This window comes from Saccharopolyspora sp. NPDC049357, assembly GCF_040677225.1.
Classification (GTDB): domain Bacteria; phylum Actinomycetota; class Actinomycetes; order Mycobacteriales; family Pseudonocardiaceae; genus Saccharopolyspora.
The window spans coordinates 178,619-199,214 of the sequence record NZ_JBFAQJ010000008.1 but is presented as its reverse complement, the minus strand read 5'-3'; the positions used below and the strand labels follow the sequence as shown (position 1 = coordinate 199,214).

Genomic DNA, 20,596 nt, shown 5'->3' with positions numbered 1-20,596 from the left:
ACCCCAGTACGAATTCCCACCCCAGCACGGCAGAGAAAACCGCTTCACCATGGCCCCGCTCACGCGGTCGAACCAGGGACCATGGACCCTGGACCCGCGGGAAGCATCGTCACGGCGCGTTGCTGAACCACTGTTCGCTGTGAGGACCAGCACGTCAACAGGGGTTGGAGCGGGCGTTGATCTCCCGGAGATCGTAGGCTGGTCGGCCTGCTGCGCGTGCGTCATCCGGAGTACGCGCTCTGACGACAGGAGACAGACGCCGTGGGTTCAGGTCCTGTTCGCAGTTCGCTAGCCGTGCCGCCGGTCGAACGGCGGTCTCGGTGACGCTGACGACGGCGCACGAATCCCTCGGCGACATCCCCGGGTCCTCGGCCAGTGCCGTGTACTGGTCGGGCTTCGCGCCTGACCAGCGCACCCTGGTCGACGTCCTCGCCGCCACCGCCGCGCGGTACCCCGACGCGCCCGCGATCGACGACGGCACGACCGCGCTGACCTACCGGCGCCTGACCGGCCAGGTCGACGCCGTGCGCCGACGCCTCGCGGAATCGGGCATCGGCGCTGGTGACCGGGTCGGGATCCGCATCGCGTCGGGAACCGCGGAGCTCTACGTCTCGATCCTGGGTGTGCTCGCCGCCGGGGCCGCCTACGTGCCCGTCGACGCCGACGACCCCGAAGACCGGGTCGAGCTGGTCTTCACCGAAGCCGACGTGTCCGCGGTGCTGAGCACGGGTGGTGAGCTGCTGCTGCGCCGCACGCCCGGCGGCAAGACCGGCGACCTCACCCCGTCCGACGACGCGTGGATCATCTTCACCTCCGGCTCGACCGGCAAGCCCAAGGGCGTCGCGGTCAGCCACGCCTCCGCGGCCGCGTTCGTCGACGCCGAGGCCCGTCTGTTCCTCACCGAGGAACCCATCGGCCTCGGCGACCGGGTGCTGGCCGGGCTGTCGGTGGCCTTCGACGCCTCGTGCGAGGAGATGTGGCTGGCGTGGCGGCACGGCGGATGCCTGGTGCCCGCGCCGCGCGCCCTCGTGCGCACCGGCGTCGACCTCGGCCCCTGGCTGGTCGCGCAGCGCATCACCGTGGTGTCCACCGTGCCGACCCTGGCCGCGCTGTGGCCGGTCGAGGCGCTGGAGGAGATCCGGCTGCTCATCCTCGGCGGCGAGGCGTGCTCGCAGGAGCTCGCCGAACGGCTCGACGTCGAGGGCCGCGAGGTCTGGAACACCTACGGGCCCACCGAGGCGACCGTGGTGGCCTCGGCGGCCAGGCTCAGCGGCGACGACGAGGTCCGGATCGGACTGCCGCTGGCCGGCTGGAACCTCGCGGTCGTCGACGACGCGGGCGGCCCGGTCGCGATGGGCGACACCGGTGAGCTCGTGATCGGCGGCGCGGGCCTCGCCCGCTACCTCGACGCCGACAAGGACGCCGAGAAGTTCGCCCCGCTGCCGTCGCTGGGCTGGTCGCGCGCCTACCGCAGCGGCGACGTGGTGCGGGCCGAACCCGAGGGCCTGGTGTTCGTGGGCCGCGCCGACGAGCAGGTCAAGCTGGGCGGCCGCCGCATCGAGCTCGGCGAGGTCGACGCGGCGCTGGCCGCGCTGCCCGACGTGGCGGGAGCCGCGGCGGCCGTGCAGACCACCGCGGCGGGGAACCAGGTGCTGGTCGGCTACGTCGTGCCGAGCACCGAGAACTTCGACCACGACAGCTCCGTGCGGCAGCTGCAGGAACGCCTGCCCGCCGCGCTGGTGCCGCTGCTGGCGATCATCGACGACCTGCCCACCCGCACCTCCGGCAAGGTCGACCGCGCGGCCCTTCCCTGGCCGCTGCCCACCGCAGGCCCCGGGGAGAATTCGGCGCTGTCGGGCACCGAGTCGTGGCTCGCGGAGGGCTGGGCGGAAATCCTCGGCGTCGAGGTCTCCGACCCGGGCGCGGACTTCTTCGCGCACGGCGGTGGCAGCCTCACCGCCGCCCAGCTCATCGCCCGCATCCGGCTGCGCCACCCGCAGGTCTCCGTCGCCGACATCTACCAGGAGCCCACGCTCGGCGGACTCGCCGCGCACCTCGACGCGCTCGACGCCGACACCGGCAACTCCCAGCGCGAGGTCGCGCCGACACCGCGCCGGACCGGCCTTCTGCAACTGCTCATCATGATCCCGATGCTCTCGCTGGTGGGACTGCGGTGGCTGACCGCGCTCGCGGCGATCGGCAACGTGCTGACCTGGGCCGGCTCGGTGAGCTTCCTGCCGACGGTGCCCTGGTGGGGGATCGCGGTGGCCTGGCTGGTGCTGTTCACGCCCCCCGGTCGCATCACGCTCTCCGCGGTCGGGGCCCGCTTCCTGCTCGACGGCGTGCGGCCGGGCACCTACCCGCGCGGCGGGAGCGTCCACTTGAGACTGTGGACCGCGCAGCAGCTCGCCGAGTTCTCCGGCGCCACGGGAGTTTCCGGCGCGTCCTGGACGTCGTTCTACGCGCGGGCGCTGGGCGCCCAGGTCGCCGACGACGTCGACCTGCACTCGCCGCCGCCGATCACCGGCATGCTCAAGATCGGCAGAGGAGCGGCCGTCGAACCCGAGGTGGACCTCTCCGGTCACTGGGTCGACGGCGACCGGGTGCACATCGGCAAGATCCGGATCGGTGCGGGTGCGCGCGTCGGTGCGCGCAGCACGCTGCTGCCCGGTGCCCGCATCGGCAAGCGCGCCGAGATCGCCGCGGGTTCCACGGTGCACGGCTCGGTTCCGGCGGGGCAGCGGTGGTCGGGTTCACCGGCGAGCAAGGTGAGCAAGTCCGCGTTGACCTGGCCGTCCAGCCGCCCGCCGCGCTCGCGCCGCTGGGTCGCGATGTACGGGCTGGCCTCGATGCTGCTCGGTCTGGTCCCGGCGGTGGCCGCGGTGCCCGGCGTTCTGCTGTTCGCCGGCGCCATCTCCGGCTCGCCCGATCTGGGCTCGGCGCTGCTGCGCAGCGCGCCGGTGGTGCCGCTGGCGAGCGCGACCTACTTCCTCGGCTACGCGCTGCTGGTGGTGGTCCTCGTCCGCGCGCTGAGCATCGGCATGCACGAGGGGTTCCACCCGGTCCACGGTCGCGTGGCCTGGCAGGTGTGGGCCACCGAGCGGCTGATGGACATGGCGCGCGTCGGGCTGTTCCCGCTGTACGCGAGCCTGATCACCCCGGTGTGGCTGCGGCTGCTGGGAGCCAAGGTCGGCCGCGACGTGGAAGCCTCCACCGTGCTCGCGCTGCCGAAGATGACCAACGTCGCCGACGGCGCGTTCCTCGCCGACGACACGATGGTCGCCACCTACGACCTCGGTGGCGGTTGGCTGCACGTGGCCCCGGCGCGCATCGGAAAGCAGGCGTTCCTGGGCAACTCCGGCATGACCGCGGCGGGCCGCCGGGTGCCCAAGCGCGGTCTGGTCGGCGTGCTGTCGTCGACCCCGCGCAAGGCCAAGAAGGGCTCGTCGTACCTGGGCATGCCGCCGATGCCGTTGCGCAGGTCGGTCGATCGGGGCGACCGCAGCCGCACCTTCGCGCCGCCGCTGCGCCTCAAGCTCGCCCGCGCCGTCGTCGAGCTGTTCCGGTTCGTGCCGGTCGTGCTCGGTATCGGGCTGTCGGTGCTGGTGCTGGCGGCGCTGGCGCAGCTGCACGCCGTCGTGGGACTGCTGGGCGCGGCGCTGCTCGCCGGACCGGTGATGCTGGTCGCCGGACTGCTGGCCTGCGTCGTGGCGACCGCGGTGAAGTGGCTGCTCGTCGGCCGCTACCGGACTGGTGAACGCCCGCTGTGGTGCTCGTTCGTGTGGCGCACCGAGCTGGCGGACATGTTCGTCGAGGTGCTGGCCGTGCCGTGGCTGATCGGTTCGGCCACCGGAACGCCGCTGCTGACGATGTGGCAGCGGAGCATGGGCGCGAAGATCGGTCGCGGCGTGTGGCTGGAGACCTACTGGCTGCCCGAAGCGGACCTGGTGCGGCTCGGGGCCGGCGCGACCGTCAACCGCGGCTGCGTGGTGCAGACCCACCTGTTCCACGACAGGGTCATGCGGCTCGACGAGGTGCGGTTGGATCCCGGCGCTACCCTGGGGCCGCACGGAATCGTGCTGCCCGGCGCGAGCATCGGCGCCGACACCACCATCGGACCGGGCTCGCTGGTCACCCGCGGCGACGAGGTCCCGGCGGGCACGCGCTGGCTCGGGAACCCGATCACGAACTGGCAGAGGGGACGCAACCGGTGAGTTCTGGGCCGAGCACGAGCGCACCGTCACCGGGTGCGGACCGGTCGGCCGACGCCTACCTGCCCGAGCACGGCAACGGCGGTTACCGCGTCGAGCACTACGACCTCGACCTGGACTACCAGGTGGGGCCCAACCGGCTCAGCGGCACCGCGCGGATCTCGGCCACCTCGACCCAGGCGCTGTCGCGGTTCAGCCTCGACCTCGCCGACCTGCGGGTGCGGCGGGTCCTCGTGAACGGCAAGCCCGCGAAGTTCACCCACAGCGGCGGGAAGCTGCGCATCAGGCCGCAGCGGCCCCTCGACGAGAACGCCGAATTCCGCGTGGAAGTCCGGTATTCGGGCACGCCGCACCCGATCGCGGGCCGCTGGGGCGAGATCGGCTGGGAGGAGCTCACCGAGGGCTCGATGGTGGCCGCGCAGCCCATCGGGGCGCCGTCGTGGTTCCCCTGCAACGACCACCCGTCCGACAAGGCCGCGTACCGGGTCTCCTTCACCGCGGCCTCGCCGTTCTCGGTGCAGGTGACGGGGAACCTGGTGTCGCAGCAGCGGCGCGGCAGCACCACGACCCACGTCTTCGAGCGGCCGGAACCGACCTCGACCTACCTGATGAGCGTCCAGGTCGGCCCCTACACAGACGTGGAGCTGGCCGACGGTGATGTCCCGCAGCGGGCGGCGATCCCCGCGCGGCTGAAGGAGGACTTCGCGGTCGACTTCGGCAGGCACGGCCGGATCATGGACTGCTTCCGCGAGCTGTTCGGCCCCTACCCGTTCGGTGAGTACGTCGTGGTGGTCACCGACGACGAGCTCGAAGACCCCGTCGAAGCGCAGGGCATGTCGATCTTCGGTGCCAACCACGTCGACGGGCGGCGCACCCACGAACGGCTCGTGGCGCACGAGCTCGCCCACCAGTGGTTCGGCAACAGCGTCACGATCGCCGACTGGCGGCACATCTGGCTCAACGAGGGCTTCGCGACCTACGCCGAATGGCTGTGGTCGGAACGCTCGGGCGGGCCGTCGGCGCAGCAGCACGCCGCGGACTGGCACGCCCAGGTCGCCGCGGATCTCCGCATCGCCGACCCGGGCGTGTCCAGCATGTTCGACCCGCAGGTCTACAAGCGCGGGGCCCTGACCCTGCACGCGCTCCGGCACGAGATCGGCGACGAGCCGTTCTTCGCGCTGCTGCGGCGCTGGGCGGCCGAGCACCGGCACGGCACCGCGACCACGGAGGACTTCACGTCCCTGGCCGCCGAACACGCGAACCGCTGCCTGGAGCCGCTCTTCACCGCGTGGCTGGACCAGCCGGAACTACCGGCGCTGCCCCGCTGAGAGCCGTCACCTGGTGGCGAGAGCCGGGGCTTCGGTGAACAGCTGCGGCGCGATCACCACGCCCTGCGCGAAGTTCTCGTCGACCTGGGCCTTCTCGGTCGGGTTGGGCAGGTTGTTCTGGCAGTCGGTCCCGGCGCTGGCACCCGACATCAGGTCTTCGCAGACGCCGGTGCGGTCGTCGGGGAGCCCGAGGATGTGGCCGATCTCGTGGGTGGCGATGCGCGGGATGTGGTGTCCCTCGTTCACGGCTTCGCGCCCCATCCACACCGTGCCCACGCCGAGCGATTCGGTCTGGGCGCGCGGCCAGCCGTCGTCGGCGAGGACGGTCAGGTCGGCCTGGCCGTCGGTGGCCTTCTCCAGCTTGACGTTGGCGACCTGGCCGTTCCAGGTCTCGGCCGCCTCGTCGATCGCCGCCTGGAACTCCTCGGCCTGGCTGGCGTCGTAGGTGACGATGCGGGGCTCGGCGGCGTCGCCGGGGACCGCACCGGCCAGCGGCGCGCCTGCCACCAGCAGCAACGCCGTCGCGGCGCCGGCGATCGCGGTCGTCATCGAGAACCTGGACATGTCGACTCCTCCTGTGGGCGGTCGTTCACGTGGAAACGATCAACACGACCGGAGGCTAGGCAGGAGTCCCGGACCGATACGGACAGTGGCGGATAACCGCCATCACGTCACCAGGTGTGAATTCATCGCGGCAGCAACGAGTGGGGGAGCACGACCTCTCCCGTGGCGCGCCCGTGCCGGTCGAGCAGCCAGCCCATCCGCTTGCGGGTGCGCAACGTGAGAACGGATTCCGACAGCCGCAGCGACGGCAGCTTCTCGTTGACCAGCCGCTCGATGCGCATGAGGTCGCCCGCCGACCTCGCCCACAGCAGGAACATCAGGTTCGACTGACCGGCGGTGGACACCAGCAGCCGGAGCTCGGGCAGCGTCGACAGCGAGCGGACCGCGCGGTCCAGCTCGGTCATCGGCACCTGCGCGAACCACGTGCACACGATCGGCCAGCGGGTGCGCAGCCCCGCGACCTCGCACCGGAAGGCCAGGGCATCGGTGGCCAGCAGGCGGGCGACCTGCCTGCGCACCGTCGCCGGGTCGCGGCCGAGCGCGCGGGCGATCTCGGCGGCGTTCTGCCTGCCGTCGTGCGCCAGGCGCTGCACCACCGGCCAGTAGGAGTCCGGGATGCGGCCGGAGGCCGGGCTCCTGGCGTGCCGGGCGGCCTCGCGCAGCGCGGCCTGCTGCTCGGGGTCGAGGGCGTCGAGCCGCCAGTCCGCTCCCTGCCGGTGCACCTTGGTGGCCACGTGCGTGTTCACCGCCCGCACTCCCGGGGTGGTGGGCAGGTCGTCGAGGGTGAACGCGGCCAGCGAGTCGTAGTCCGGGACGATCACCGTCAGCACCAGGTCACGGCCGTCCGCGGTCTCCTCCACCGAGGCCGCTCGCGGATCGCGGGCGATGCGTTCGATGGCTTCCGTCCGCCGGGACGGCTCCACCCGCAGGTCGACGAAGGCCACCACGTCGCGCGACTGCTCGCCGGAGTGCACCGTCAGCCACGCCAGTCCCGCCGCCCGCAACCGCTCCCAGCGGGCGGCCAGCGCGGTCGGGGACGAGCCGAGCACGCGGGCGGCTTCCGCCCAGCTGACCCGCGGCGCGATCTGCAGCGCGTGGATCAGCGCCAGGTCCTCTTCCGCCAGTTCCGGGGCGCTGGAATTCACGAATCACCTCGTCGGGGAGTTCGTCGTGCACGAATCCTGCGATTCTCCACGTCGGGACGAGTCGACATCGCACACTGACGCGCCCTGGAGTCGTTATGAAGCAGGTCACTTCCGGAGGTAGCAGTTGAGTGTGCACGAGGACGCGCTGGCGATGCGCGACGATCTGATCGCGCTGCGTCACGAGTTCCACCGCGAACCCGAGGTGGGGCTGCGGCTGCCCCGCACCCAGGAACGCGTGCTGGCGGCTCTGGAGGGCCTGCCGCTGGAGATCACCACCGGGCGGGACGTCAGCTCGGTGACCGCGGTGCTGCGCGGCGGTGGTGGTGGATCGACCGTGCTGCTGCGCGGTGACATGGACGGGCTGCCGGTGCGGGAGCGCACCGGGCTCGACTTCGCCTCGCAGACCGGCGACACCATGCACGCCTGCGGTCACGACCTGCACACCACGATGCTCATCGGCGCGGCCCGCCTGCTGTGCGCGCACCGCGACCGGCTGGGCGGGGACGTGGTGCTGATGTTCCAGCCGGGGGAGGAGGGCTACGACGGCGCGCGGATCATGGTCGAGGAGGGCGTGCTGGAGGCCTCCGGCCGCCGCGTGGACGCGGCCTACGGGCTGCACGTGTTCTCCTCGGACGCGCCGCAGGGCCGCTTCGTCACCCGGCCCGGCACGATGCTCTCGGCCTCGGACGAGCTGCACGTGTCGGTGCACGGATCCGGCGGGCACGGCTCCGCCCCGCACCGCACGCAGGACCCGGTCGCCGCGATCAGCGAGATGATCACCTCGCTGCAGACGATGGTGACCCGCCAGTTCGACATGTTCGACCCGGTGGTGCTCAGCGTCGGTTCGCTGCGCGCGGGCAACGCCGTCAACGTCATCCCGGAGTCGGCGACCTTCGGCGCGACCGTGCGCACGTTCTCGCCGGAGTCGCGCGAGCGGATGCGGGAGCGTTCGGAGGCGGTGCTGCGCGCGGTGGCCGCCGCGCACCGGGTGGACGTCGAGATCGAGTACCGGCAGGGCTACCCGCCCACCCGGACCGACGTCGAGGAGACCGCGTTCGTCGACCGCACCATCCACGAGCTCTTCGGAAGCGAGCGGCACCAGAGCCTGCCCAACCCGCTGTCGGGATCGGAGGACTTCTCGCGGGTGCTCGACGAGGTGCCCGGCGGGTTCGTCGGCCTCGGCGCGGTTCCCGACGGCATCGACCCCGACACCGCCGACTACAACCACTCACCGACCGCGCTGTTCGACGACGCTGTGCTCGCCGACGGCGCCACCCTCTACGCAGAACTCGCCCTGACCAGAACCCACGTGGAGAACTGATCATGACCGCATCCGTGCCAGCGCCGGTGCGCCGCAAGGCGGTGCTCGCGGCCTCCATCGGCAACTTCATCGAATGGTTCGAGTTCGGGCTCTACGGGTTCTTCGCCGCGGCGATCGCGGCGAACTTCTTCCCGGGCAGCCACAGCCTGATCTCCACCTTCGCCGCCTTCGGCGTGTCGTTCGTGCTGCGCCCGCTGGGCGCGCTGATCTTCGGCCACTTCGGCGACCGGATGGGCAGGCGCACCACGCTGTCGATCTCCATCATCGGGATGTCGGCGGCCACCTTCATCATCGGACTGCTGCCCAACTACGACGGCATCGGCCTGGCCGCGCCGATCCTGCTGGTGGCCGCCCGCGTCGTGCAGGGCTTCTCGGCCGGTGGCGAGTTCGGTGGCGCCACCGCGTTCATGGTCGAGTACGCGCCGTCGCACCGGCGCACGTTCTACGGCAGCTGGCAGATGTTCACCCAGTTCGCGGCAACGCTGGTGGCCACCGTGATCGGCGCGCTGCTGTCGATGGCGCTCACGCCCGAGGCGCTGACCGACTGGGGCTGGCGGGTGCCGTTCCTGGTGACGCTGCCGCTCGGCGCGATCGGCCTGTACCTGCGGCTGCGCCTGGACGAGACGCCGGAGTTCCAGGCCTCGTCCCCCGAGGACAGCAGCGCACCGCTGATGATCACGCTGCGGGAGCACTGGCCGAACGTGCTCAAGGTGATCGGCCTGATCATCTCCGGCACCACCTGCACCTACATGGTCCAGGCGTTCTGGCCGGCGTTCCTGGTGAAGAACCTGAACGTCCCGCAGGCCGACATGTTCATCGCGATGATGGTGGGCATCTCCGCGCTGCTGCTGACCTGCCCGGCGTGGGCGCTGCTGGCCGACCGGCTCGGGCGGCGCAAGCCGTTCCTGATCGCCACCCCGCTGGCGCTGATGGTGCTGGCCGTGCCGATGTACCAGCTCATCCTGTCCGGCTCGTTCTCCCTGATCGTCCTCGCCTACGTGCTGCTGGGACTGCTGATGGCACCGAGCCTGGCGGCGATCTCCACGGCGATCGCCGAGGCGTTCCCGACCAAGGTCCGCTACAGCGGCCTGTCGCTGGCCTACAGCGCGGCGGTGTCGATCTTCGGCGGTTCGACGCCGCTGATCCTGTCGGCGCTGGTGGAGTCCACCGGGAACCCGATGTCACCGGCCTACTACCTGATCGCGGTGGCGGCGGTGTCGGTGCTGGCGGCGATCGCGCTGACCGACACCGCGACCAAGCCCGCCGCCGAGGTCGCCCAGGAGGTGCCGGTCCGATGACGCCGGGGTGCGGCTCGGAAACCGTGCTCTCCGAGCCGCACCCGCCGGCCGAAGGCCCCTCCCGCGTTCCGGCGCGGGCGTTTGGCGGGGACGGGGCCCTCGATGGACGATCGAGGGCATGGCTGGTGAATTCAGACGGGACATGCACTACATCGCCACGCGGATCACCGCCGACGGGCGAGACGGTTACCCGGTCGAACCCGGTCGGTACCGCCTGGTGGTGGCCAGGGCATGTCCCTGGGCGAACCGGGCGGTCATCGTGCGGCGGCTGCTCGGCCTGGAACCGGTGCTGTCGATGGGCATCGCCGGGCCCACCCACGACGAGCGCAGCTGGCAGTTCGACCTCGACCCGGGCGGCCGGGACCCGGTGCTGGGCATCGAGCGGCTGCGAGAGGCGTTCCTGGCCCGCGACCCGGACTACGCGAAGGGCATCACGGTGCCCGCGATCGTCGACATCCCCACCGGCCAGGTGGTCACCAACGACTTCCCGCGGATCACCCTCGACTTCTCCACCGAGTGGCGCGAGCACCACCGGCCCGGAGCGCCCGAGCTGTACCCGCCGGACCTGCGCGCCGAGATCGACGACGTCGGCGACCTGGTGTTCAAGGTCAACAACGGGGTCTACAAGACCGGGTTCGCCCAGAGCCAGGAAGCGCACGACAAGGCCTTCCACGAGCTGTTCGAGGCGATGGACCTGCTCGCCGAGCGGCTTTCCGGGCAGCGCTACCTGGTCGGCGACACGATCACCGAGGCCGACGTGCACCTGTTCCCGACCCTGGTGCGCTTCGACGCCGTCTACCACGGGCACTTCAAGTGCAACCGGCACAAGATCACCGAGATGCCGGTGCTGCGGGACTACACGCGAGACCTGTTCCAGACACCGGGTTTCGGCGACACGATCCACTTCCCGCAGATCAAGGAGCACTACTACGTGGTGCACCGCAACGTGAACCCGACCGGCATCATCCCCGCCGGCCCCGACCTCACCGGCCTCCTGCGACCCCACGGACGCGAGAAGCTCGGCGGCCGCCCCTTCGGCAACGGCACCCCGCCGGGCCCACCCCCGCAGGACGAGCGGGTCCCCAGCGTCGCGTGATGGTCGCACCGCTCCCGCCATCCGCGGGCACGTGCGTCACGGGAGAGCGGAGCTCTCGTCCCTCCACGCGCGGTTTCAACCACCCCGATTGCGGCGGTTTTCGGGCACCGGATCACGGCGGTTTTCCGGTGCGCGATTACGGCGGTTTTCGGGGTTCGGGAACTGTCTCGTCGTTCTGCGGGACCGCGTTCGCCTCGGCGGGTGCTCGGCACCGAGTGAGGCGTCCGCCGTTCGGGACCGTTGCGAGTCCCTCCGTGCCGTATCGGGATCCGTTCGTTCCCAACGCATCACCCCGGAGGCGACGGGTGGTCGCGGGCTGCCGCTCGGGAGACCGGTGCTGAGATCGTGAAAAATCCAGCGCGGAGGCGGTTCTCGGCCGCCTCCGCGCTTGAAGCGTCCTCAGGACCGCAGTTCGGTGAACTGGTCGTCGCGCCATTCGTCGCGCGGGCCCGAGCCCTCCTCGCGGGCGCGCAGCTCGACGCGGCGGATCTTGCCGGAGATCGTCTTGGGCAGCTCGAAGAACTCCAGCCGACGAACCCGCAAGTAGGGCGCGAGGTGCTCGCGCGCGTACTTCAGGATCTCGAACGCGGTGGTCTTGTCCGGTTCGTACCCGGGAGCCAGCGCGACGTAGGCCTTGGGCACGGCGAGCCGCACCGGGTCGGGCGCGGGAACCACGGCGGCTTCCGCGACCGCGGGGTGCTCGATCAGGACCGATTCGAGCTCGAACGGGCTGATCTTGTAGTCGCTGGCCTTGAAGACGTCGTCGGTGCGCCCGACGTAGGTGATGTAGCCGTCCGCGTCGATCGTCGCCACGTCACCGGTGTGGTAGTAGCCGCCGCCCATCGCGGTGTCGTTGCGCTCGGCGTCGTCGCGGTAGCCGGTCATCAGCGGGAGCGGGTTCTGCGCGAGGTCGAGGCAGATCTCGCCCTCACCGGTGCCGTCGACCGGCCGTCCCGTCGCCGGGTCGACCAGCACCACCGGGACACCGGGCAGCGCCCGGCCCATCGAGCCGGGGCGGATCTGCGACCCTGGCGTGTTGGCCACCTGCGCGGTGGTCTCGGTCTGGCCGAAGCCGTCGCGCAGCGTCAGGTCCCACGCGCGCTGGACCTGGTCGATGACCTCGGGGTTGAGCGGTTCGCCCGCGCCGATCACCTCGCGCAGCGACTCCGGGCGCTCGCCGAGGTCGGAGTTGATGAGCATCCGCCACACGGTCGGCGGCGCGCAGAACGTCGAGACGTCCCAGCTCCGCAGCCGGTCGAGCAGCATCGCGGGGTCGAACCGGCCGTAGTTGCACACCAGGATGGTGGCCTCGGCGATCCAGGGTGCGAAGAACGACGACCACGCGTGCTTGGCCCAGCCGGGCGAGGAGATGTTGAGGTGCACGTCGCCGGGCCGCAGACCGAGGAAGTACATGGTGGTCAGGTGCCCGACGGGGTAGGAGATCTGGGTGTGCTCGACGAGCTTCGGCCGCGAGGTCGTGCCCGAGGTGAAGTAGTAGAGCAGCGGATCGCCGGGCGCGGTTCCGGGGTGGGGCAGCGGCGTGGCGGGCAACGTCCCCGCTTCGCGCAGGTTCGCCCACCCGTCGGCCGCGCCGACGCTGATCCGCCCGTAGTCACCGGGCACGTCGGTGAACTTGCCGGTGTCGGCGGCGTTGGCGATGACGTGCTCGGCCCCGCTGCGGGCGATCCGGTCGATCAGCTCGGCAGGACCGACGGCCGTGGTGGTCGGCACGATCACCGCGCCCAGCTTCATGATCGCCAGCATCGATTCCCACAGCTCGACCTGGTTGCCCAGCATGAGCACGACCGGGTCACCCCGGCGCACGCCCTGGTCGGACAACCAGCCGGCGAGGCGGTCGGAGGCCGCGGCCATGTCGTCGAAGCTGCGCCGCAGCTCGGACCCGTCCTCCTCGACGATCACCAGAGCCGGGCGGTCGTTGCCGCGCGCGATCGCGTCGAACCAGTCGGTCGCCCAGTTGAACCGCTCGCCCAGCTCAGGCCAGCGGAACTCGGCGACGGCGCGCGCGTGCTCGCCGCGCAGCGCCAAGAGCTGGTCACGGCTTTCTCGGTAGGCGCCGGTGACGTCCATGTGCCGCTTCCCCTTCGATCTGACGACGCTGTCGGGACGAGGGTGCACCGATCAACGGCGAATCGCATACCCACTCCCGGGGGTAGCGCCGAGAGGCGGGTGCGGGGTATCCACCCAGTTGACGTGGTGAGGGAGCGCACATGGACGAAGACGTCAGGGCTGCCGGTTGGATCGACCGGCTCCTCCCGGAACGGCTGAACTGGCTTTCCCGCTCGACGGGCATTCCCGTGGTGTTCGGCGGCAGCACGTCGACGACCCCGCAGCGACTGGTGATCGGCCGGATCAAGGGCACGTTCGGCTCGGGGCTGCGCGGGTTGGAGGTGCGTCCGGGCAGCGGTCTCGGCGGCAGGGTGCTGCGCGACCGCGCAGCGCACCGCGTCGACGACTACGCCCGCACCTCCGACATCACCCACGAGTACGACCCGATCGTCGTCAGGCAGGAACGCCTCACCTCCGTGTTCGCGCTGCCCATCACGGTCGGCGACGCGGTGTGCGGCGTCCTCTACGGCGCGGCCCGCGACCACCGCCCGGTGGGCGACCGCGCGCTGCGCACAGCGGAGGTCGTCACCGCGCAGCTGTCCAGGGACGTCGAAGACCGGCTGCGCCCCGACCCGGAGCTCCGCGAACCCGACCCCCTGGCGGAACTCGCCGCGGTCATCGAGGAGACCGGAGATGAGGCCATGCGCGCCCGCCTGCGCCGGATCCACCACCAGCTCAGCGGAAGCGCACCACCGGTCACGACGAGCGATGTGACCCTCGCGCCCCGCGAGATCGAAGCGCTCCGCCTCGTCGAGATCGGAGCGTCCAACGTGGAGATCGCGGCCCGGATGGGCCTGAGCCCCCAGACCGTCAAGACCTACCTCCGCAACGCCACCCGCAAGCTCGCGGTCCGCAACCGCACAGCAGCGGTCCACGAAGCCCGCCTCGCGGGGCTGTTGTAGAGCACTCCGCGTCAGCCCCCGTGGGAGTCGTCGGACCGCTCCGCCCTCGAGCGTCGAGGGCGGAGCGGTGGGGTCCGGTCAGTGGATGGTGATGAGGCCGAGGGCGAAGCCCGCGGTGATGACCACCGCGCAGACCAGCAGGGCCCACTTGATCGCGAAGCGGTGGTGGTCGCCGAGGTCGACCTTTGCCAGTCCGATGAGGACGTACATCGCCGGGACCAGCGGGCTGAGCATGTGGATGGGCTGGCCGAGCAGCGATGCCCGGGCGATCTCCATCGCGCTGATCCCGTGCTGGGCGCCGGCTTCGGCGAGGATCGGCATGACGCCGAAGTAGAAGGCGTCGTTGCTCATGAAGAACGTGAACGGCACGCTCAGCACCGCGACGATGATGCTGAAGAACGGGAACAGGGCGTCGGGCAGCGCGGTGAGCAGGTACTGCGCCATCTGCTCGATCATGCCCGTGCCGGAGAGGACCCCGGTGAACACCGCCGCGGCGAACACCATGGCGACCACGGCGACGACGCTGTCGGCGTGCGAGGCGATGCGGTCGCGCTGCTGCTCCAGCCGCGGGTAGTTGACGAGCAGCGCCAGCGCGCAGCCGATCATGAACAGCACCGAGATCGGCAGCACACCGATGATCAGGGCGGTCAGCAGCGCGATCGTCAGACCGGCGTTGAACCAGTACAGCTTCGGGCGCAGCGATGCGCGGTCCGGGGCGAGCACGTCGAAGTCCGCCGAGCCGCCGTCGAAGGACGCCGCGTCACCCGAGCCGCCCGCCGGGGGACCACCCGCGCCGACCAGCACCGGCGCGGAGGTGCGCAGCCTGGCACGCTCCCGCAGGCCCAGGGCGTAGGCGAGGACGAAGACGGTGACCAGACCGGCGGCCAGCGCCGGGATCATCGGCACGAACAGCTCCTGCGGGTCCAGGCGCAGCGCGCTCGCGGCGCGAGCGGCTGGACCGCCCCAGGGCACGACGTTGAGGATCGCGTTGGTCAAGCAGGCCAGGCCCGTCATCAGCACCGGGCTGACGCCCAGCCTGCGGTAGATCGGCAGCAGCGCCGAGACCGTGATCATGAACGTGGTCGTGCCGTCGCCGTCCAACGACACCAGCGCCACCAGGGCGACCGTGCCCATGATCAGGCGCAGCGGGTCGTTGCGGGTCAGCCGGACCACGCCGCGCGCGATCGGGTCGAACAACCCGGCGTCGATCATGATCCCGAAGTAGAGGATCGCGAACAGCAGCATCGCCGCCGTCGGGGCGACCGACTTGATGCCGTCGGTGATCATGTCGCCGAGGTCCGGGGCGAAGCCGCCGATCACGGCGAAGAGTATCGGGACCGCGATCAGCGAGACCATCGGTGAGAGCCGCTTGCTCATCACCAAGTAGAGGAAAACCGTCACCATGCCCAAGCCGAGTAGCGCGATCAACGCGTCCTCCTCCCCGCGGACCTCCGGTGGTCCCACTTGCAGCGCCGTTGCGTTCCGGGGAACCGTAGGTGAGCTACGTCGCCCTGACGAGATTTGTCGATGTTGTCCGCATATCCCGCGTTGAGAACGTTCTGCGCGTTTTGCTCACGACGTATCGTCGGGACATGCCCCACCGCCCGATGCGGTTCGCGCGACAAGCACTGCTCATGCAGATCGGTCTGATCACCCTGGTCACCACGATCGGGTTCTTCCTCGTCGCGTCGCTGCTCGACCGCCACCTCGTCGACCAGTACGGTCAGCGCGCCCTCACCGCAGCCCAGGTGCTGGCCACCGACACCGACCTGGCGGGCGCGGTGGCGCGCGGCGATCAGCCCGGAGTGCGCGCGCAGGCCGACCGGGCGCGGGCGGCGTCCGGGGCGCTGTTCGTGGTCGTCACCGATCGCCGCGGGATCCGGATGTCGCACCCCAACCCCGACGAGATCGGCGAGCCGGTCAGCACCGATCCGCGCCAGGTCCTCGCCGGCCACGAGATCGTGAACGTGCAGCGCGGGACCCTCGGGCTCTCCGCCCGCGGCAAGGTCCCGCTGCGCGCCCCCGACGGCGGCGTCATCGGCCAGGTCAGCGTCGGGTTCGACGCCGAGGACATCAACACCGCGCTGCTGCGGCTGATCGGCACCACCGCGGCGTTCACCGGCGGTGCCCTGCTGGTCGGCATCGCCGGTGCCGCGTGGCTGACCCGCCTGCTCAAGCGGCGCACCCTCGGGCTCGAACCGGAGGAGCTCGCCGAGCTGGTCCGGCAGCGCGAAGCCGTGCTCTACGGGATCGGAGAGGGCGTGCTCGCCGTCGACGCCACCGGCGACGTCTCGGTCCGCAACAGCGAGGCCGAGAAGCTGCTCGGCGTGCCCCTCCAGGTCGGCACGCCGACGACCGCGCTGGACATCCCGGCGCGACTGCGGGACCTGCTGCTCAGCGGTCGAGAGGCCGACAACCTGATCGCGCTTTCCGGCGACCGGGTCCTGGTGGCCAACCACCGGCCCGTGCAGCGCGGAGGCGTCGAGCTCGGCAGCGTGCTCACCTTGCGCGACCGCACCGACCTCGAATCGCTGAACCGCGAGCTCGACAACGTGCGGAGCACGACCAACACGCTGCGCGCGCAGCGCCACGAGTTCACCAACCGCCTGCACACGCTGTCCGGGCTGCTGCAGACCGGACGGCAGGAGGAAGCCGTCGAATACGTGCAGGCGCTCACCCACGGGCCGGTCACCGGGCTGGGGCCGGCCGCCGAAGCGGTGCGCGACCCCTACCTGGTGTCGTTCCTGTCGGCGAAGAAGTCGGTGGCGCTGGAGAAGGGCGTCGAGCTGGAACTGGCCGAGACGAGCTGGGTCCCGTCGCCGCTGCGCGCACCGGTGGAGGTGATGACCGTGGTCGGGAACCTGGTCGACAACGCCATCGACGCCGCGCGGGTGGGTGCCGCCCGCCCGCGCGTGGAGGTGGACCTGCTGGCCGACGGCACCACCCTGCACGTGTCCGTTGTGGACAGCGGTGATGGAGTTCCGGAGGAGTTGCGCGAGGAGATCTTCGTCGAAGGCGTCTCCTCGAAGCAGTCCGGTGGCAACGGGCTCGGGCTGGCCCTGTGCAGGCAGGCGGCGCGCAGCCTCGGCGGCGACGTGCGCGTCGCAGGCCCCGGCGAGGAGTCCGGCGCGCTGTTCGTGGCGGAGCTGCCGGGCGCGCTCGAAGACGGTTCCCCGGTGAGCGAGGAGGCGAAGTCGTGATCGGCGTGGTCGTGGTGGACGACGATTTCCGGGTGGCGCAGGTGCACGCCGAGTTCACCGATCGGGTCTCCGGGTTCCGCGTGCTGGGCATCGCCCACACGGCGGCGCGGGCGCGCGAGCTGATCGACGAGCAGAACCCGGACCTGGTGCTGCTCGACAACTACCTGCCCGACCACGACGGGATCGCGCTGCTCGCCGAACTCGAGACCGACGCCATCATGCTCACCGCCGCCACCGATCCGGCGACCGTGCGCGCGGCCTTCGCCGCCGGAGCGCTGAACTACCTCATCAAGCCGTTCACGGCCGAGCAGCTCGCGGACAGGCTCAACGCCTTCGCCCGCTACCACGCGCGGCTGCCGGTGACCGGCGGCGCCATCGACCAGGAGGAGATCGATCGCGCCCTCAAACTGCTGCGCGAGGGCGACCGCCCGGCGGCGCCGAAGGGCCGCTCGTCGCTGACCACGCAACTCGTGCTCGACGCGCTGCGCAACGACGGGCGAGCCCGATCCGCCGCCGAGATCGCCGACGAACTGGGCATTTCCCGCGCGACAGCGCAGCGCTACCTGGCCTCCCTCACCCAGGAGGGGCAAGCGATCATGACCCTGCGCTACGGCGCGAGCGGCCGCCCGGAGCACCAGTACGAACCGATCCCGGGTACCCGCTAGGGGCTTTTGAGGTATTGCGCCGCTTGGCGGTGCGGGTCGCGGAAACCCCCGAAGGGGAAAGCGCAGCGGCTCCGTGGACTCCGTGCGCCACTCCTGATTTATGCCGCTTACCCCAGGGGTGGACATCGGCGTCGCGGCGTACGCCACGAAGCCGCTCAGAACCCGCGGCGGTGCGGGCTGAGTCCCACACCTGGAACAGCGGCTCCGCCGCACTCTCAAAAGGGGCCCAACACCTCACGAGGACGTGTCGCCCGCTCGGCCGGGTTCCGGCGCGCTCGTGCGGGCCGCGACGACCTGGCCGATGAACAGGTCGTACACCACGGCCCCGACCACGGCTCCGATGAGGGGGCCGACGATCGGGATCCAGAAGTAGAAGCTGAACCACTCGTAGGTCCCAGGTAGGGCGAGCTCACCCCAGCCGGTGAGGAACGTCCACAATCGCGGGCCGAAGTCCCGCGCCGGGTTGATCGCGTAGCCCGCGTTGGGGCCGAACGTCAATCCGATGACGGTCACCACCATGCCGATCAGGAAGGGCCCGAGGTTGGCTGCCGGAGCGCTGTTGCGCGCATCGATCAACGCGAAGATGAGCAGGACCAGAACAGCCGTTCCCACGATCTGGTCCAGCAGCGGGCCCCACCACGACCCGCCGAAGTACTCGGCCGGGAACGTCGCGAAGATCGCGTAGGTGTCCAGTGATTCGGAGCGCGGCACACCGGCTTTCGCGTTGAACGCGTCGATCGCCCAGCTGTACACGGAGTACACCACCGCGGCGGCGGCGAACGCGCCCACGAGCTGGGCCAGCATGTAGGGCACGACCTTCACCCAGGGGAAGGCCCGCCGCACCGCGAACGCCAGCGTCACCGCCGGGTTGATGTGCGCGCCGGAAACCCCGCCGGCGACGTACACCCCGAACACCACGGCGAATCCCCAGCCGAAGGCGATGATCAGCCAGTTCGCGGCGCCGAAGGGATCAGATTGCCGTCCGGACCCCGGTAGTCCGGCGACGGCGACTGCGACGGACGCGCAGCCCAGAAGAATCAGCACGAAGGTTCCCAGGAACTCCGCCAGCAGTTCGCCGGTGAGTCCCTTGCCGTAACCGGGGCGGCGTTGTGTCTGCTCAGCCATCGGTTCTCCATCACGCGGGCGACGCGCGAGCGAACACCATCGGCGTCGCAACCTTGCCCGTCGGGACGGACCTCATCAAGGAGCGTAGGACTCATGCCTGCCGAACGCATCCCGTCGTCGCGGAGGAAGTCGTCGTACAAGCGTTCAGCGACAGCGCGATTCCCGGATCCACAGTGGAAATCGGCCGCTATGTCCGACGACGGAGTCCTGATCGAAGACCCGGTCGGTCACCGGGTGTGTTGGGTCGCCTGGTGCAGGCGGTGCCGGTGAGGACGGAGATGCCGCCGGAGTCCCCGCGGGGAACCGCCGCTCACCAGTCGTGGACCGTGCCGTCCTGGAGCCGGTTGGTCGGCAGGTAAGCCGGTTCGTACGGGTACTTCTCGGCCAGCTGCTCGTCGAAGTTGATGCCCAGACCGGGTTCCTGGCTCGGGCGCAGGCCGCCGTCGGCGAACTCGACGGTCGGGCCGAACACCTCGTCGGTCCGCTCGTCGTGGAGCATGTACTCCTGAATCCCGAAGTTGTGCAACGCGATTCCCAGGTGCACGGCCGCCGACATGCCGACCGGCGAGACGTCGGTCGGGCCGTGCATCCCGGACTTGATCTGGTACATCGCGGCGTAGTCCATGATCCGCCGCACCCCGGTGATGCCGCCTGCGTGGGTGACGGGGGAGCGGACGTAGTCGATGAGCTGCTCGCTGATGAGCGTCTGGTAGTCCCAGATCGTGTTGAACACCTCGCCGATCGCCAGCGGCGTGGTCGTGCGGCTGCGGACCAGCCGCAGCGCCTCCTGGTTCTCGGCCGGGGTCACGTCCTCCAGCCAGAACAGGTCGTACGGTTCGAGCGACCGCCCCAGCCGCGCGGCCTGGATCGGGGTGAGCCGGTGGTGCGCGTCGTGCAGCAGCGCCAGGTCGGGACCGAACTCGTTGCGCACCGCTTCGAAGACGCTCGGCACGTGACGCAGGTAGGCGCGGGTGTCCCAGGTCTCCTCGGCGGGCCGGGCCGACCTGCGCGCGGGCTCGTAGTCGTAGCGCCCTCCTCCGTCACCCGCCGCCGAGCTCGACGCCACCCCGTACACCGAAGGCAGCCCGGGAACGCCGGTCTGCACCCGCACCGCGGTGAAACCGAGGTCGAGGTGCGCCCGGATCGAGTCGAAGAGCTCGGGCAGCTCCCGTCCGCTGGCGTGGCCGTAGACCTGGCAGCGCTCGCGGCTCTCGCCGCCGAGCAGCTGGTACAGCGGCATGCCCGCGGCCTTGGCCTTGATGTCCCACAACGCCGTGTCGACCGCGGCGATGGCCGCCATCGTCACCGGGCCCCGGCGCCAGTAGCCGCCCCGGTACAGGTACTGCCAGGTGTCCTCGATGCGGTGGGCGTCGCGACCGATCAGCAGCGGCGCGACGTGGTCCCGGAGGCAGGAGGCCACCGCCAGCTCCCGGCCGTTGAGCGTGGCATCGCCGAAACCGGTCACCCCGTCGGACGTCGTGATCTTCAAGGTGACGAAGTTTCGTCCGGGGCTGGTGACGATGACGTCGGCGCGGTCGATGCGCACAGCGGACTCCTCTGGGGAACGGGACTTCGAGCGTGGACTGGTTCCCCAAGCTAAGGAGGCCCGGCTAC

At 70.8% G+C, this 20,596-nt stretch carries 14 protein-coding genes; 8 read left to right on the top strand and 6 right to left on the bottom strand.

From position 1 onward, the window contains the following. Window positions 1-320 precede the first annotated feature (320 nt). Together AB0J91_RS09890 and AB0J91_RS09885 are read left to right on the top strand one after the other, a co-directional pair. Window positions 321-4,214, top strand: a complete 3,894-nt coding sequence (locus AB0J91_RS09890; protein WP_363866102.1) for a Pls/PosA family non-ribosomal peptide synthetase — start codon at window positions 321-323, stop codon at window positions 4,212-4,214. Continuing rightward, entirely contained in the window at window positions 4,211-5,539 is a 1,329-nt protein-coding gene (locus AB0J91_RS09885) for a M1 family metallopeptidase (RefSeq protein WP_363866099.1), read from the top strand. Before AB0J91_RS09890 ends, AB0J91_RS09885 begins: the two co-directional genes overlap by 4 nt. Window positions 5,540-5,545: 6 nt before the next feature. Here the strand turns inward: AB0J91_RS09885 and AB0J91_RS09880 are convergent, their stop codons facing one another. Further along, window positions 5,546-6,103: a snapalysin family zinc-dependent metalloprotease gene (locus AB0J91_RS09880; RefSeq protein ID WP_363866096.1), complete on the bottom strand. Its 558-nt coding sequence runs from the start codon at window positions 6,101-6,103 to the stop codon at window positions 5,546-5,548. Between the two features lie 122 nt (window positions 6,104-6,225). Continuing rightward, complete coding sequence (locus AB0J91_RS09875) at window positions 6,226-7,248, bottom strand: Lrp/AsnC family transcriptional regulator (protein ID WP_363866093.1); 1,023 nt, start codon at window positions 7,246-7,248, stop codon at window positions 6,226-6,228. 124 nt (window positions 7,249-7,372) lie between these two features. On the opposite strand from AB0J91_RS09875, the gene AB0J91_RS09870 reads away from it, so the two are divergent. The 3 genes from AB0J91_RS09870 (at window position 7,373) to AB0J91_RS09860 (ending at window position 10,963) form a co-directional block, all read left to right on the top strand. Further along, window positions 7,373-8,569 carry a M20 family metallopeptidase gene (locus AB0J91_RS09870; RefSeq protein ID WP_363866091.1) on the top strand — a complete coding sequence of 399 codons (1,197 nt, stop codon included), beginning with the start codon at window positions 7,373-7,375 and terminating at the stop codon, window positions 8,567-8,569. Window positions 8,570-8,571: 2 nt separating this feature from the next. Then, on the top strand, window positions 8,572-9,867 hold the full coding sequence (locus AB0J91_RS09865; protein WP_363866088.1) for an MFS transporter: 1,296 nt from the start codon (window positions 8,572-8,574) through the stop codon (window positions 9,865-9,867). Window positions 9,868-9,985: 118 nt separating this feature from the next. After that, entirely contained in the window at window positions 9,986-10,963 is a 978-nt protein-coding gene (locus tag AB0J91_RS09860) for a glutathione S-transferase C-terminal domain-containing protein (RefSeq protein WP_363866085.1), read from the top strand. A gap of 399 nt (window positions 10,964-11,362) precedes the next feature. Here the strand turns inward: AB0J91_RS09860 and AB0J91_RS09855 are convergent, their stop codons facing one another. Beyond that, on the bottom strand, window positions 11,363-13,051 hold the full coding sequence (locus AB0J91_RS09855; RefSeq protein WP_363866082.1) for an AMP-binding protein: 1,689 nt from the start codon (window positions 13,049-13,051) through the stop codon (window positions 11,363-11,365). 140 nt (window positions 13,052-13,191) lie between these two features. Between AB0J91_RS09855 and AB0J91_RS09850 the strand changes: the two genes are divergently transcribed. After that, window positions 13,192-13,992, top strand: a complete 801-nt coding sequence (locus tag AB0J91_RS09850; protein WP_363866079.1) for a LuxR C-terminal-related transcriptional regulator — start codon at window positions 13,192-13,194, stop codon at window positions 13,990-13,992. A gap of 78 nt (window positions 13,993-14,070) precedes the next feature. Here the strand turns inward: AB0J91_RS09850 and AB0J91_RS09845 are convergent, their stop codons facing one another. Beyond that, window positions 14,071-15,420: a citrate:proton symporter gene (locus tag AB0J91_RS09845; protein WP_363791663.1), complete on the bottom strand. Its 1,350-nt coding sequence runs from the start codon at window positions 15,418-15,420 to the stop codon at window positions 14,071-14,073. A gap of 164 nt (window positions 15,421-15,584) precedes the next feature. Here AB0J91_RS09845 and AB0J91_RS09840 point away from each other — a divergent pair, with 164 nt between their 5' ends. Continuing rightward, window positions 15,585-17,192, top strand: coding sequence for a sensor histidine kinase (locus tag AB0J91_RS09840; RefSeq protein ID WP_363866076.1), 1,608 nt, complete (start codon window positions 15,585-15,587; stop codon window positions 17,190-17,192). Beyond that, window positions 17,189-17,857: a response regulator gene (locus AB0J91_RS09835; RefSeq protein WP_363866073.1), complete on the top strand. Its 669-nt coding sequence runs from the start codon at window positions 17,189-17,191 to the stop codon at window positions 17,855-17,857. The genes AB0J91_RS09840 and AB0J91_RS09835 overlap by 4 nt, the downstream gene beginning before the upstream one ends. Window positions 17,858-18,091: 234 nt before the next feature. Here the strand turns inward: AB0J91_RS09835 and AB0J91_RS09830 are convergent, their stop codons facing one another. Beyond that, window positions 18,092-18,982 (bottom strand): MIP/aquaporin family protein, encoded by an 891-nt coding sequence (locus AB0J91_RS09830; RefSeq protein WP_363866070.1) that lies wholly within the window; start codon window positions 18,980-18,982, stop codon window positions 18,092-18,094. 310 nt (window positions 18,983-19,292) lie between these two features. Then, window positions 19,293-20,528: a D-mannonate dehydratase ManD gene (gene manD, locus AB0J91_RS09825; RefSeq protein WP_363866067.1), complete on the bottom strand. Its 1,236-nt coding sequence runs from the start codon at window positions 20,526-20,528 to the stop codon at window positions 19,293-19,295. Between the last annotated feature and the right edge of the window lie 68 nt (window positions 20,529-20,596).